Raw genomic sequence first — 15,437 nt, forward strand, 5'->3', positions numbered from 1 at the left:
AGGCTTTCTGATTTATTAAGAGGGGTATAAAAAACAAACGTGCTATTACTGCTTTTGGGGATCGAGCTTTATATTTTGCCAGTCGTCGGTTTTAAATGGCGATGCTGGCAGGCCGGCTCCGTTATAAAGCGTTCCATCAGGGTTGTTCTGCCAATCGTACCTTACCGCAACCGGCTGTTTAACTAAGCTGTTGCTTACCGTTACGGTATTACCGTTAATGGTGGCATCTGCAGAATAGAATTTTTTATCTGCCCCGGCTATAAAAAAACCTTTTAATGCCGCTGAGCCTTTGCTTATTAACCCGCCCGAGGTGTTGGTAAAGCTGAGCACTACACGGTTATCTTTTGTTTGGAGCGATGAATAAGACGGCCCGCTGTATGGAACCTTAACGCCATAATTTTTAGCAAGGGCAATTAACGCGAGTCTTGATCCAACATCTTGTTTATTTCGTGGGTGGATGTTGGTAGCTTCCCCTATATCAATTGTTACAGCCATACCGGTGTTGGGTAGCTTTAGCGTTTGCAATTGTGCAAACCTAAGTTCGGGCCAATCTGCAGCAACCGGCTGGTCATGACAATCGTAATTGGCTATCTGCACAAAGTAAAACGGAAGATTTGGGTTTTTAAACTTGTTGCGCCAGTCGTTAATAAGTAATGGGAACAGTATTTTGTATTGCTCTGCCCTGTCGGCATTACTCTCGCCCTGGTACCAGATAACCCCCTTTATATTGAAATCTAAGATCGGGTTTATCATGGCATTATAAATAAGCGTAGGGCGATTGGCAGAATTTGCCAGCACCGGTGGCTGCTCTAACCTGGCTAATGGCAACGCTTTCTGGTAGGCCCACTCACCTGCAAGATCCAGGGTTTTTGCCGGATCATTTACCAATTGTAAAGTTAAGGGACCTTTGTTGATGCCGCCCAAACCGCCGTTATCAAAAACGCGTACCGCTATAATATTTTTGCCGGCCTTAACTAAATTACCGGGTACGGTGTAATTGCGGGGATAAAAGAACATCTCAGTGTGGCCAACTTCCTGCCCGTTAAAAAAACTGACGTCATAATCGTCCACACCCATTATATTAAGTTTAAGATCTTTCCCTGCCCAATCGGCCGGAACATTTATCTCTTTTCTAAACCATACGCTGCCGTCGTAATTATTCAAGCCTGCTTGTTCCCAAAAGTTGGGTAATTGCATTTTAGGCCAATTACTGTCGTTAAAATCAGGTTGCGCCCAGGTTGCAGTAGTACCTTTATAGCCGGGGTCATCGGTACGGCTTCGGTCTATCCAGTGGCGTACTTCGGTTTTATAGCGGTTCTCGATATCGTTTTGTGTCAAGCCACCTTCAGCTGCTTTTACAAAGTCAGCAAACTCAGGCATTGTTTTCAGCGAAGTACCGCTCGTCCAGGCTTCCGCAACAGTGCCGCCCCAGTTATCACTTATCAATCCTATTGGTATATGTTTTTCCTGATATATTTTTCTTGCAAAAAAATAAGCTACCGCAGAAAAGTCCTTAACATTTTCAGGGTTACACTCTCGCCAACCCCATTTAACCGGCACTTCTTGCTGAGGCTGAAAATTTGTTTTGTTGTCGATCTTGATCATACGGATATCACCGTACTTGGTCGCATCGGCAATTTCCTGCATGGCATTTAACACGCCTCCAAACCCGTTGCCTACCGTCATCTCCATGTTAGACTGGCCCGAGCACAACCACACATCCCCAATTAAAACATTATTTAGCGTTAGTTTTTCACCGTCATCAAAGGCTATCTGGTACGGGCCTCCGTAAGATGGCGTGGCAATTTTAGCAGTCCATTTACCGTTGGCTGCAACGTTTACCTGGTAAGCTTTTTTGTCCCATGTAGGTACGATGGTTAATTTGCTGCCGGGTTTAGCTGTCCCCCAAACGTTTGCTTTTGCTTTTTGCTGCAAAACCATGTTATCGGTAAAACAAGCTGCAGGTAGAACTTTAGCCAATGCGGGCTGAGTTAATAAATACACAGCAAGAGCAGCAGCGCTGTAAAATGCCTTAGTATGGTAAAAGGTTCTCATAAAATTGGTTGGGGCCTGTGCAGCCGTGTAGTTGTAATTTTGAATGCGCAATATAATAAAAACGATTTAGCTTTATTAAAATTGATATTAATTTGCTTTTTTGTAGATTGTGCCTCAATAACGTTGCTGCATTTGTTGCGTTGTAAAACGGCATTTGTATCTTTATAAGATACGCATCACCAGTTTGCTAACCTATGATCTCATTAAAGCTCAAAATATCGGTTTTTCTAATGGTTTGTACCACATCTGTTATGGCGCAGCAGCAGGATGCCGGATTAGATGAGCAATCTGTAAAGTTTACCGTTGAGGTAGATACTGCATGGTCATCATTGCTTAAACGTACACATGGTTGGTTCGGGGGAGATGGTATTTACACGATTCCCTTGAATGGGGCAGAGGCGCGGCCTGCGGGTAATAATGGCAAAACGCTATTCATCTTTAGCGATACTATGATCGGCGAAGTAAAAGATGGCACCATGCAGCCCGGTTATAAAATGATACACAATTCTTTAGCACTGCTAAAAGGCGCTAAACCCGATGAGAAGCAAATGGCATTCTACTGGGAGAAAACAAAAAATGGTGAGGCCGAGTCCTCATTTTCCCCGACAACGCCCCAAACCAAGAAAGGAGATTATTATTGGCTTGGAGATGGCTTTGTAAACACTGAAGGGAACGGTTTGCTGTATATTTTTGGTTATCGCATGCATAATGTAAGCGATGAAGCCTTTGGTTTTAGGGAGATAGGCAATACGCTGTTAAGACTAAATCCCGGCGAGGCGCCAAATTTTAAAACTGTAAAACAAATGGATTCGCCATTGTACCTTAAGGATGAGCAGGGCAACGGTGTAGGCTCTTTTGGCGCAGGTATATATGCCAATACAAAAAGCGCTGGCGCAAAAGACCCAGATGGATACATATACGTATACGGCGTACGCGATTGGGCAAAGAACCTCGTACTTGCCAGGGTGTTACCTAAAGATTTTGAAACATACAGCCAATGGCAGTTTTGGGACGGTAAGGGCTGGAGCGCAAACATGGGCAAGTTGGCCAATATAACCAACCGTGTTTCAAACGAACTTAGCGTTACCCAACTGGCTGATGGGCGATATGCGATGATTTTCCAGGTAGATGCTATGAGTACCAATATTGGGATGCGCCTGGCTAATAAACTTACCGGCCCTTGGGGGCCTGTTATTAAGATATGGGATTGCAAGCCGGATCTTATTAAAAGCACATTTGTTGTTTATAACGCAAAGGCTCATCCAACTTTATCAGGCAAAAACGAACTATTGATCAGCTACAACATCAATTCGCTTGATTTTATCAATGATCTTAAAATTCATCCGCAACTATACCGCCCGCGGTTTATACGTTTAAAGTTTGAATGAATTACTGCAACTAAATTGTGACCATTAAAGTTCTATATTAATTTGCTAAAACAATTTAGTTGAATATATTTGGCTGATATTCCTGTTATATACCTTTACTTAAATGATACTTAACTTTAAGAAATTAAAAGCCGGCAAACTAATGGTTTGCCTGTTACTGGCATTTGCTACGCAAGCACATGCACAACAGACTGATGAGCAAAAGAAAACCGAAGAGCAAAAGAAAGCCGAAGCCTGGGCAAACTTTCAAAAAATGATAGAGGAGCGTGTCCATAAAGACTGGCCATGGCTTAAACGTTACGAAGAAGATAATGCCAAACTTCCTGCCCCTGCAGCAGGCGAAAAGCGTGTGGTTTTTATGGGTAACTCTATCACCGAAGGTTGGATAAATACCGATCCTGACTTTTTTAAAGGTAAACCCTACGTAAACAGAGGTATTGGTGGCCAAACCACGCCACAAATGCTGGTACGTTTCCGCGAGGATGTTATCAACCTTAAACCTAAAGTGGTGGTGATATTAGCAGGTATCAATGATATTGCCGAAAACACTGGTCCATCAAAAATAGAAAATGTTGCAGGTAACATCTTCTCAATGGCAGAGTTGGCCAAATTTGCCGGTATTAAGGTTGTGCTATCATCGGTTATACCAGCCAAAGGCTTTCCCTGGCATCCCGGCTTGGATCCGCGTGAACCGATAATGAAATTGAATACCATGCTTAAAGAATATGCTGCAAAAAATCACCTTGGCTATATCGACTATTATTCGGCCATGGTTGGCCCCGAAAAAGAGCTAAGGAAAGAGCTGTGTGTTGATGGTGTTCACCCTAATATGGCAGGTTACAAAGTGATGGAACCGCTCGCCGAAATAGAAATCAAGAAGGCCTTGAAATAGGCTTTATTTTACCTGATAGCTAAATCGATTTATGAACAGGCGTTTGATTCTGGTACTTATAGTTGGGGTGTTGCTTGCGCCTTTTAGCACCATTGCACAGCAAATAAAGCCTTTTAAGGCGGGCGACAGGGTGGTATTTACCGGCAACAGTATTACTGACGGCGGGCATTTCCACTCTTACATTTGGTTATACTACATGACCCGTATGCCCAACATGCGCATCGATTGCTTTAACGCAGGCATAGGCGGTGATGTAGCCAGGCAAATAGATGAGCGTTTAGACGACGATGTGTTTGCACATCATCCCACAGTTATGACGCTAAGTTTCGGTATGAACGATACCGGTTACCAGTGGTATAAAGGCGCAAAAGCCGATTCTAATTACAAAGCCAACATAGCGCGTTCTTATCAAAGTTTCCAAAGCATACAGCGGCATTTAAGGGCCCACCCCAAGGTGCGTAAAGTTATGCTGGGTTCTACGCCGTATGATGAGCAGGCCAGGATCAAATTTATTGCACTGTACAAAAAGAACGAGGCCATACTGCAGGTAATAGATTTTCAGAAGAAAGCCGCTGAGGCTAATAAATGGGAATTTTTAAGCTTTAATGAGCCCATGCAAGCCATTAACCGGCAACAACAATTGCGTGATACATCTTTTACAATGGAGGGAGTGGACCGTATCCATCCAACCAATGATGGCCACATGGTAATGGCTTATTTGTTCCTAAAGGCTCAAGGGCTTGCCGGCAAAAAAGTTGCCGATGTTACTATTGATGCAGAAACGAAGACTGTGAAGGCCGAAAATTGCCAGGTCAGCAACTTGGTCAGCAACGCTGATGGTTTGAGTTATTGGTACAAAGCAAACTCACTGCCTTATCCTGTTGATACAATACCCAGGGGTGGCGGTAATCAACCAAGGTCACAGGCTGATGGTTTAAAACTGGTGCCTTTTCAAAAGGAATTTAATCAGGAGATGTTGCAGATTAAAAACTTGCCAACGCTATCCAATTACCTACTTAAGATCGATGGTAAGTACTTGGGCTCGTACACCGGTGCGCAACTTATGGCAGGGATAAACCTTGCCGGGATGCCAGCCACCCCACAGTACCAGCAAGCCTTGGCGGTAATGCATTTAAATGAAGAACGTTGGGGAATTGAGCGGCGCCTGCGCGAGTACTGGTGGCTGCAATACTCTATCATGAAACCCCATGGCTTGCTGCATAACGATGGCGAAGCCACTGTTGACTCGTTGCAGAAATATGCAAAAAAAGACTTTTTTGTTGGCGCAACCTTAAACACTTATTACCAGGCACGCCTTAAACCCGTGCGTGATGCCTGGCAAAAAGAGATGGACCTGCTCACCAACCAAATTTACCTTATCAATAAACCTGTTACCCGTAAAGTTGAGCTAACGGCGGTAACTACACAACAACATGCACTTACTCAAAAATAGGAAGCTGAAGGCTTTACTAACGGCAATAACACTTTGCGCCGGCATAAATGCCTGTGCGCAAAAAGCATGGTATATAGATGGCTATCATGGCGGTGTTTGGGGCCATTATCCGGATTGGAACACCCGTTTTATGGCCGATATGCTGAACAAGCACGCCTTTTGGAAAATAAACCTGGAAATAGAACCCGAAACCTGGGACAGGGCCTCTAAAATAGACCCCCAGGCTTTTGCGGATCTGCAATCGCTCATGAAAGATCAGTCAGCCGGCAGCGCGCGCATAGAATATGTAAACCCTGCTTACGGCCAGCCTTATATGTATAATATTGATGGTGAGAGTATTATAAGGCAGTTGGGCTATGGTATGCAAAAATTACGCACCTATTTCCCTGGTATCAGCTTTGAAACTTATTCATCTGAAGAGCCTTGCTTTACAAACGCACTGCCGGGCATTTTAAGATCGTACGGTTTCAGGTATGCATCTCTAAAAAATCCAAATACTTGTTTTGGTGGCTATACCCGTGCCTTTGGCGGCGAATTGGTAAACTGGATAGGGCCTGATGGCAGTACAATAATTACATCGCCGCGGTACGCCATTGAAAAATTAGAACCGAATTCAACCTGGCAAACCATTGCCTGGAACAATTCGCCAAAGTACATTGATGCCGCACGTAAATATGGTATTACAAGCCCGATCGGCATGACCTTACAGGATGCCGGCTGGAAAGGCGGTCCTTTCCTGGGGAAAGCCGACAGTGCAGGCCAAAGGAATATTTACACTACCTGGCGTAATTATTTTGAGAACGTAACGCGTAACGATAAGCATACCGATTGGAAGGTAAGCCAGGAAGATATACTGGTTAGCTTGGTTTGGGGATCGCAGGTAACACAGCAGATTGCACAACGCGTACGCGCTGCAGAGAATAATATATTGACTGCTGAGAAAATTTTGGTGATCAACAAGCTTAGTAACGGTACTGCCTGGCCGACTGCATTGGTAGATAGCGCATGGCGCACGCTGCTGCTATCCCAGCACCACGATTGCTGGATAGTGCCTTATAATGGCGATAAAGGAGATACCTGGGCAGATAAGGTTATCAAATGGACCGGCAATACCAATTATCTGGCAAATAATATGGTAAACGGCACTGCTGCATCAAAAAGCGATGTTTTTACTATCTATAATACACAGGGCAAAGCAAGAGCGCAGTTGGTTGCTGTGGCTATCCCCTTACAACTGCGGGATAAGAACATAGCTGTAAAAGGTGCCTCGGGGAAACTTGTAAAGTCTCAAGTGGTGAAGGATAGCGTATTTATCAATGCTTCGGTACCTGCGTTTGGATTTCAGTCTTATCATTTAAGAGAGAGTACTATAAAAAGCGAGGGCAGCATAGCCAGTAAACTTGCTGATGGTAAAGTCCGTCTCGAGACAGATCTTTACAAACTGGTCATCGACCCTGAGAAAGGCGGAAGCATTGTTAGCCTTATCCTTAAGAAATACAATAAGGAAATGATCGATAAAAACGATCGTAACGGCTTTAACACCCTGCGCGGTAATTTCTACAACAACGGCGGATTAAAGAAGTCTATCGATAACAAAGCTGATGTACAGATCATTGAGAACGGCGCACTACGTTCTGTTGTGCAGGTTAAAGGAAGTATTGCCGGTACGGCGTTTACCCAGATTATCCGGCTGTCGCAAAGCTCACCTGTAATAGATATGCAGGTAAACATCAACTGGACCAGGAACGTTGCGGTAGGCGAGGATGTTGATCGCAAAAATTATAAATGGACGGATTACAAAAAGCCCTTTTATAACGATAGTAATAAATTGGTGACCGTGTTTCCGTTGAATTTAGCCGGCCAAAAGGTTTATAAAAATGCCCCATTTGAAGTTACTGAAAGTAAACTGAACAACACTTTTTTTAATAGTTGGGATGGTATCAAAAATAATGTGATCCTTAATTGGGTTGATGTTACGGATGCGCGCGGTGATTATGGGATGGCTTTACTAACAGACCATACCACAAGCTATACGCATGGTGAGAATTTTCCATTGGGATTAGTGACCCAATATTCCGGGATGGGCCTATGGGGACGCGACTATTTTACTGATGGACCAACTACTTTACATTACGCAATAATACCGCACAAAGGTGACTGGGAAAAGGCAGGAATTTGGTCAACATCTGCAGGATGGAACGAGCCATTAAAAGCAGTAGCGGGCAGTAAATTGGCCGGTAAGCAGTCATTAGTAGATGCAGGCAACTCCGGCCTGGTGCTAACATCTGCTACCGCAGGCAGCTCATATGTAGATATCCGTTTCCTTAATGCCGAAGGTACTACCGGTGCTAAAAACGTTACTGTAAATTTTAAATTTAAAGCGGCCGCTTTGGTTGAGCTTGATGGGCGTACTGTTAAAGATCTCCAACAGATTGTCACAACAGCTGGGGCAAGGCAATTGCACTTTGAAGTTCCGCATATGGGTTTCCGCACCGTGAGATTTCAATTGTAACACAAATACCCACGACTGAAATAAATTTTGCTAAAACGTTTTATTTAATAAATTTGTAACTGCCAATTATTAACAACCTGTCCTGTTTATTCTACTGTTGATGAAATTTAAAACCCTGATAAGCTGTTGTTTGGTTGTGTTTTGCAGCACTACAAACTTTGCACAGTCGCCGGCAAGCTTCGTTAATCCTTTTATAGGGGCCAGCACAAGTACTGCCGCGGCAGGCGTTTATCATGGTCTGGGTAAGACTTTTCCGGGTGCAGATGTGCCTTTCGGAATGGTACAAATTAGCCCAAACACCATAACAGGCGGCGACAATGCCCCCGGTTATAGCTATGAACATACCAGCATAGAGGGTTTCGCTTTTACACAAATGAGCGGCGCCGGATGGAACGGCGACCTTGGGAATTTTCTGGTGATGCCTACGACTGGCAAATTGCACACCAGTTCGGGCACGTTGAAAGACCCTGTCGGCGGCTATCGCAGCGGTTTGGTCAAATCGAGTGAAAAGGCCTCTGCCGGTTACTATTCAGTTTCACTGGCCAATAAAGTTAAAGCCGAAATGACGGTTGCTCCGCATAGCGGTATACTCCGCTTTACATTTCCGCAAAATAAACAATCCCGCATACAAATCGATCTTGCCCGCAGGGTAGGTGGTACATCTGTATTGCAGTACGTAAAAGTGGTTAACAGCCATGCAATAGAAGGCTGGATGAAATGCACACCGGAAGGCGGTGGCTGGGGTGATGGTGAGGGCCATGCCGATTACACCGTTTATTTCCATGCCGAATTCAGTAAACCCCTGAAAAATCAAGGCGTTTGGAGTGCCGATATCCCGGATAACTGGGGCCGTAAATTGGAGGATGTCACGTCGGCTAAATATCAATCCCGCATTGCGCAGGCGGCTATTTTAAAAGGCGTTAAAGAAAAGCATGGGAAGCACCTGGGTTTTTACACGGAGTTTGCCACCAAAGCTAACGAAGTTGTATTGATGAAGGCCGGGATCTCTTTTGTAAGCATTGAAGGTGCACGCAATAACCTTGCAAAAGAAATAACAGACTGGAACTTTGATGGCGTGTATAAGCAGGCCGTTGATTTGTGGAATGCAGCGTTATCCAAGGTAACTGTGGATGGTGGAAGCAGGGAAGAGAAGGTTGTTTTTTATACAGCCATGTATCACAGCATGCTTGATCCGCGCATTATAACAGATGTTGATGGCCGCTACCCCGGAGGCGATGGCAAACCGCACTATTCAACAACATTTAAAAAGCGTACCATTTTTAGTGGTTGGGATGTTTTTCGCAGCCAGATGCCTTTACAGAGCATCATCAATCCGGGTTTGGTAAATGATGAAATTAATTCATTAATAAGTTTGGCCCAGGAAAAAGGCCGTAATTATTTAGAACGTTGGGAGCTTTTAAATGCCTATAGCGGCTGTATGCTGGGTAATCCTGCGGTGTCTGTAATTGCAGATGCCTACGCTAAAGGCATCCGCGGTTATGATATGAACAAGGCCTACGAGTTATCAGCCAATTCTGTAGATAAATTTGGCAATGGCGAAAAAGGTTTTACGCCCGAGCCATTAAGCATCTCGTACACTTTGGAGTATGCATATACTGATTGGTGTGCCGCACAACTGGCTAAAGCGGCCGGTAACATGCAGGGTTATGAGAAGTACCTGCGCCGTTCCGCATCTTACAAAAATATCTTTGATGAAAGCAAAGGCTGGTTCAGGCCAAAAGATAAGGACGGTAACTGGCTTCCATGGCCATCCGAAGGCCGTTTAAAGCAATGGTACGGCAGTATCGAAAGCAATCCCTATCAGCAGGGTTGGTTTGTACCTCATGACGTGGAAGGTATGGCTAAACTTATGGGTGGAAATGCCAAAGTGATTGCCGACCTGGAAAACTTTTTTGATAAAACGCCTCAGGACATGATGTGGAACGATTACTATAACCATGCTAATGAGCCTGTGCATCATGTACCTTACTTATTTAATCGACTTGGAGCACCCTGGTTAACGCAAAAATGGACCAGGGCTGTTTGTTCACGCGCATATCACAACAGCGTTGAAGGTTTGGTGGGTAATGAAGATGTTGGCCAGATGTCTGCCTGGTATATTTTATCTGCAATGGGCTTGCATCCGGTTTGCCCGGGCAGCACCAGGCAAGAGATCACCAGCCCGGTGTTTAATAAGATCACCATAAAGCTTGATAGCAAATACGCTAAGGGAAAAGATTTTACCATCATAGCGCAAAATAATTCGCCGCAGAACATCTATATCCAAAGCGCGGAGCTAAATGGTAAACCATACAACAATTGCTTTATCGATTACAAAGATATCACCGCAGGGGGCACGCTAAAATTAGTGATGGGTAATACACCCTCGCATACCTGGGGAGTTATCAAATAACCTGAATATCCAGTAAAAACTGGTTGGATAATACAATTAAACACTTAACCGGAAGTTGTGAGTAAGAAACTTAAAATTTGGAAGAAGGCATTGCTTTGTGGCGCTGCAGCTTTATTTACATCAAATGTTTACGCCCAGTCACAAATTATAGCACCTTTTAAAAACGGTGATAAAGTTGCGTTTGTAGGCAACAGTATAACGGATGGTGGGCACTATCATTCATATATCTGGTTATATTATATGACGCATTTCCCGGATATGCGTATCACTTGCTACAATGTTGGCATTGGCGGCGATGTAGCGAAGCAGATCGCTCGTCGTTTTGATGATGATGTGCTACGCCGTAACCCTACCGTAGTTACGCTTACCTGGGGAATGAATGATACGGGTTATTTCGAGTGGTTTTATCCAAATGCAGAGCAAACATTTAAAACCCGTTTAGATACATCCATAAAATACTATCGCGAAATAGAAGGGAAACTGCTTAAGCGACGCAATATCAGGCCTATCATCATCGCATCGTCTCCTTATGATGAATTTACGTATGCCACGCCTAATAACATTTATCGTGGTAAAAGTGCCGCGCTACTTAAGGTGGCCGAATTTCAGGAACAGGCTGCACGAAAGAATAATTGGGACTTTGTTGACTTTAACAGACCAATGACGGAAATAAACAAGCGTGAACAGGTTAAAAATCCAACTTTTAGTTTAACGCCAAATGATAGGATACACCCTGACAACGACGGTCATATGGTAATGGCTTATTTATTTCTTAAAGATCAGGGTTTAACAAACAAACCAGTTGCCGATGTAGAGGTAGATGCAGCAAACAAAAAAGTGCTTAAGGCTGATAATTGCAAGATCATCAAATTGAATGCAAATGCAGGCGACATCAGCTTTGATTATCTGGCTAAATCGCTTCCTTATCCGTTGGATACTGTTTCGCATGGATGGGGTAATAAAAAACGGCAGGCAGAGGCTGTTAAAATTGTGCCTATCATGCAGGAACTTGACCGTGAAATGCTGACTGTAAAAAATTTGCAAGCCGGCAATTATAACCTGCTGATCGATGGCGAAAAAATAGGAGTATGGCCAGCCGACCAGTTTGCTAAGGGCATAAACCTTGCCGAACAAACAGGCACCCCGCAATATCAGCAGGCCATGCAGATAATGCAAATGAATGAGGAGCGCTGGGAATTGGAACGCCGCCTGCGTAACCACGCCTTTATAGAATACAACGTACTGATGCAACGTGGGTTGCTTCATGCAGATAACCGCGCTGCTATGGACACTGTAAATTTACTTGCCCGTAAAGATCCTTTCGTAGCGGGTAACCAACCTACCTATACCTTATCACAATATAAAACTGTAAGAGAAGCCTGGCAACAAGAACAGAATGTACTGTTGGATGAAATTTACAGGATAAACAAACCGGTTAGCCATAAAATAACCATATCACGCATTAATTAATCTTATCATGTCAATTAGAATTTTAAGTAAGCTACTCTTTATACCGTTGGTATTTTTGTTCTTAAATACACGGGCTGCCAGGGTTGATACGGTTACTATCCATAGTGGCATCATGAAGCGCGATATAAAAGCAGTTGTGATAACCCCTGCTAAATATAACAAAAGCAGCAGCTACCCGGTAGTATACCTGTTACATGGCTTTAGTGGTAATTACGCAGATTGGGTTACCAAAGACCCGGCCGTAAAAGCTTTGGCCGACCAATACAATTGCCTGATTGTTTGCCCGGACGGTGCTTTTGCAAGCTGGTACATTGATAGCCCGGTAAATAAATACTGGATGTTTGATACCTATGTATCAAAAGAACTTGTAGCTTATGTGGATGATCACTTTTCCACGATCAGGAACAGGAGCGGAAGAGCTATTACCGGCTTAAGCATGGGTGGCCACGGTGCGATAACTATGGGTATAAACCATCAGGACGTTTATGGCGCCATGGGATCTATGAGCGGTTGTATGGACCTAAGGCCTTATAAAAAAGACTTCGCCATCAATCAAATTCTTGGCGAATACGATAAAGACCCCCAAAGCTGGTTAGACCATAGCGCTACCGGGATGGTTGGCAAGCTTAAACCGGGTGCCCTAAAGATAGTGTTTGATTGCGGCAGTGATGATTTTTTCTTTGGCATAAACAATGCCTTTCACGAGCAATTATTGGCTGCAAAAATACCTCACGATTATACGGTTAGGCCCGGTGGACATACGTGGGAGTATTGGAGTAATTCCATTAATTACCAGATGTTGTTTTTCCGCCGGTTCTTTGATAAGCAGATCTGATTGCTTCGTTACCAATATCACATTTTTGTAAGTGTTTAAATTGTCGGTTTTAATTAAATCTGTACTAATAGATTGCAGGTTTGTAAAAACGAAATAAAATTCAAAAATCTGATAAAAAAATTTGCTAAATCGTTTTTATAGATTATTTTTGAGATACCAATTATAAGCGGACGGTTGTTTGCCCTCCTCTTTAAATCATCTTTTGATTAAATTATGATATGAAGAAACTTTACAAAATCATCTTCTTATTTGTACTTGCTTATGCAATGTTCTCCTGTAAAAAAGGAGGTTTCCTTGAGCAGACGCAGATCTCTGACCTTACGCAGCAATCTGTTTTTAGCGATAGCGTAAAAACAATAGCTTTCTTATCTAACATCTATACTCAAATAGGATTCAGTGAAGATTCTAAAAGATTTTCAAACGGAGGCTTGGATGTGGCGTCTGACGAGGCAGAGCCTTATGATAACAGTGCTACAACGCCCATTGCATTTGCCAACGGCTCTGTTGATCCTAATACGGTAACAGATGATGCCTATACTACATGTTACGCCCAGATAAGGGCTGTTAACGTGTTTATGAAAAACGTAGGCAAGTCGCCGTTACGAGCTGCTACAAAGGTTGAAGTAGTGGCAGAAGCGCGTTTTTTACGTGCATGGTACTATTCTATACTGCTAAAACATTATGGTGGTGTGCCGCTGGTAGGTGACACTGTTTATAATTATACAGATAAGATCAATGTTAAGCGGGCTTCCTATGCCGACTGTGTAAATTACATCGTATCAGAATGTGACCTTGCTGCAAAATCTCTTCCGCTTCAACAAACTGCTTTATTGTATGGCAGGGCATCTGGCGGTGCTTGCCAGGCCTTAAAAATGCGGGTGTTACTTTATGCTGCAAGCCCATTGTTTAATGACGATAAGCCCGAAAGCGTTGAAACCCCGCTAAGTATAGCTAAAAGTCAAAAGCCGGAGCTTGCCAGCGTGGTAGCCTATCCTGATTATGATAAACAACGCTGGAAGGCGGCCGCCGATGCGGCCAAAGCACTGATAGGTGTTTACAGCCTCGTAGTTAATAATAACCCGCCCGGTTACGGCTTTCAATATCTATTTACGCAACGGTATAATCCGGAGTATATCTGGCAGGTGATGAAGCAGTCAAATGCTGACCTGGAAGGCCTATACCTGCCGCCATCTCGTGGGGGTAAAGGTGGAGGTTTTCCTTATCAGGAGTTTGTAGATGCATTTCCTATGGCAAATGGTTTACCTATTACAGACCCTGCTTCGACTTATGATCCTAATAATCCGTATAATGGGCGCGACCCAAGGCTGGAGAACTCGATACTTCACGATCAATCAAAATGGATCACAATTGCCTCTAACACAGCATCGCCGATCAATATTTACACCGTTAACGGGCAGGGAGCGGGACTTGATGCTATTTACACCGGCACAAAAACAGGCTATTACGGTGCAAAAATGCTTGATCCGGCAGCTGTTCCCAACGCCTTTAAGTCAACTAATCGCTGTATCCCGCTAATAAGGTATGCTGAGGTTTTGTTAAGCTATGCTGAAGCTATTAATGAATACGAAGGCCCCGCGCAAGCTTACGGCCCAATTGAAAAGATAAGGCAGCGTGCCGGTTTAAACCCATATGCTTTACCTCGTAACTTATCACAGGATGATATGCGCAAGGTTATCCAGAATGAGCGCCGTTTGGAGCTGGCTTTTGAAGGCCATCGTTTCTGGGATATCCGTCGATGGAAACTTGGTGATACCCAAAACGCTCAATTTACAGGGATGGAGGTGCAACGTGATGGTGCCGGCAATGTAAAAGCTTACAAGCGTATAAATGTTCGCAAACATGGTTTTAAAGGTGCATTGTACCTATGGCCGCTGCCGGCAAGTGAAGTTGCCAAATCAACTGTAACGTTACAAAACCCGGGTTATTGATCTTAACACTAAAAACTATGGTAAATAAAAACATACTTGCAGCCTTGGGGATGGTGATCTACCTCCTGAGTGTTGTTGCTTGTAAAACGGATAAACTGGTGCCCGAAGCAACTGAGAGCAATAAAAGTATCAACGGTACCTGGGTTATCGCATCAGCTACGCAAAACGGGCTGGAGCTGATGAACCTGCCAAACGGCATGACCCATCTGGCTGATTTTAAGATAACTTTTACGGATGGTAAGTATACCATAGAAAATCCTGTGCCTTTTATGGTTGCCACAAATGGCCAGTATAAGTTTAACGATCCGCAGTACCCGTTTGATATCAGCCTTACTGCAGATGGCTCGCAAACGCCGGTGAAATCTACGTTTCTCACCCCAACAGTAAATGGTGATAAACGTATAACGCTGACCTTTAGCCCCGGTTGCGACAAAAATCTTTACAAGTACACATTAAAAAGAACCAATTAA

At 43.8% G+C, this 15,437-nt stretch carries 10 protein-coding genes; 9 read left to right on the top strand and 1 reads right to left on the bottom strand.

Annotated features, from left to right (window positions below; translation table 11 throughout):
• Nucleotides 1-45: 45 nt before the first annotated feature.
• Nucleotides 46-2,055: a sialate O-acetylesterase gene (locus FPZ42_RS16095; protein WP_222431598.1), complete on the bottom strand. Its 2,010-nt coding sequence runs from the start codon at nucleotides 2,053-2,055 to the stop codon at nucleotides 46-48.
• A 194-nt stretch (nucleotides 2,056-2,249) separates the two neighbouring features.
• Between FPZ42_RS16095 and FPZ42_RS16100 the strand changes: the two genes are divergently transcribed.
• From FPZ42_RS16100 to FPZ42_RS16140, 9 genes are all read left to right on the top strand, one after another.
• Nucleotides 2,250-3,443: a DUF4185 domain-containing protein gene (locus FPZ42_RS16100; RefSeq protein WP_146272877.1), complete on the top strand. Its 1,194-nt coding sequence runs from the start codon at nucleotides 2,250-2,252 to the stop codon at nucleotides 3,441-3,443.
• Between the two features lie 103 nt (nucleotides 3,444-3,546).
• The gene (locus FPZ42_RS16105) at nucleotides 3,547-4,335 is read left to right on the top strand and encodes an SGNH/GDSL hydrolase family protein (protein WP_222431599.1); all 789 of its coding nucleotides are present in this window, start codon (nucleotides 3,547-3,549) and stop codon (nucleotides 4,333-4,335) included.
• 31 nt (nucleotides 4,336-4,366) lie between these two features.
• Nucleotides 4,367-5,788: an SGNH/GDSL hydrolase family protein gene (locus FPZ42_RS16110; RefSeq protein WP_146272878.1), complete on the top strand. Its 1,422-nt coding sequence runs from the start codon at nucleotides 4,367-4,369 to the stop codon at nucleotides 5,786-5,788.
• The gene (locus FPZ42_RS16115; RefSeq protein ID WP_146272879.1) at nucleotides 5,769-8,300 is read left to right on the top strand and encodes a glycoside hydrolase family 38 C-terminal domain-containing protein; all 2,532 of its coding nucleotides are present in this window, start codon (nucleotides 5,769-5,771) and stop codon (nucleotides 8,298-8,300) included. Before FPZ42_RS16110 ends, FPZ42_RS16115 begins: the two co-directional genes overlap by 20 nt.
• 100 nt (nucleotides 8,301-8,400) lie before the next feature.
• Entirely contained in the window at nucleotides 8,401-10,713 is a 2,313-nt protein-coding gene (locus FPZ42_RS16120; RefSeq protein WP_146272880.1) for a GH92 family glycosyl hydrolase, read from the top strand.
• 57 nt (nucleotides 10,714-10,770) lie between these two features.
• A complete protein-coding gene (locus FPZ42_RS16125; protein ID WP_146272881.1) occupies nucleotides 10,771-12,183 on the top strand; it encodes an SGNH/GDSL hydrolase family protein in 1,413 nt (470 codons plus the stop codon).
• 7 nt (nucleotides 12,184-12,190) lie between these two features.
• Entirely contained in the window at nucleotides 12,191-13,018 is an 828-nt protein-coding gene (locus FPZ42_RS16130; RefSeq protein ID WP_146272882.1) for an alpha/beta hydrolase, read from the top strand.
• Between the two features lie 218 nt (nucleotides 13,019-13,236).
• Nucleotides 13,237-14,967, top strand: a complete 1,731-nt coding sequence (locus FPZ42_RS16135) for a RagB/SusD family nutrient uptake outer membrane protein (RefSeq protein ID WP_146272883.1) — start codon at nucleotides 13,237-13,239, stop codon at nucleotides 14,965-14,967.
• A gap of 17 nt (nucleotides 14,968-14,984) precedes the next feature.
• Entirely contained in the window at nucleotides 14,985-15,437 is a 453-nt protein-coding gene (locus FPZ42_RS16140; protein ID WP_146272884.1) for a DUF5004 domain-containing protein, read from the top strand.

This window comes from Mucilaginibacter achroorhodeus (assembly GCF_007846095.1).
GTDB lineage: Bacteria > Bacteroidota > Bacteroidia > Sphingobacteriales > Sphingobacteriaceae > Mucilaginibacter > Mucilaginibacter achroorhodeus.